Source organism: Gordonia sp. OPL2, assembly GCF_003797825.1.
In the GTDB taxonomy this organism is placed as follows: Bacteria; Actinomycetota; Actinomycetes; order Mycobacteriales; family Mycobacteriaceae; genus Gordonia.
On the sequence record NZ_RKME01000136.1, the window covers coordinates 1 to 390 of the forward strand.

The following is a 390-nucleotide window of genomic DNA, read 5'->3' on the forward strand; positions in this document are numbered from 1 at the left end:
ATGTTGTAGAAGTACGCAAATCCGGAATAGAAGTTGATGCCCTCCAGGATCGAGGACTGGATCAACGACTTCAACAGGGTCTCGGCGGTCTTCTCGCGCATGAAGTCGTCATACGCGCCCATGATCGGCGCGTTGCGCTTGATGATGGTCGGATGGGTGCGCGCCAGTTCAAATACGCGGTTCTGGTTCGGCAGGTCGGTGATCGAGGCCAGCACATAGCTGTAACTCTCGTTGTGGATCACTTCCTGCTGGCCGATGATCGCGGCATTGGCATGCGCCGCCGGGTCGGTGATGTACTCGGCCACGTTGTAGATGAAGCGCGTCTGCGGTGAGTCGAGCGTGGCCAGCAGGCCGATGATCGAGTCGTAGGCGTTCTTTTCGCGCCCGGAC

Annotated in this window: 1 protein-coding gene; it reads right to left on the reverse strand. The window is 58.7% G+C overall.

All coding sequences use genetic code 11. From position 1 onward, the window contains the following. Nucleotides 1-390, reverse strand: a 390-nt coding sequence (locus tag EEB19_RS26665; RefSeq protein ID WP_187590321.1) for a ribonucleotide-diphosphate reductase subunit beta, incomplete at both ends; no start/stop codon positions are given.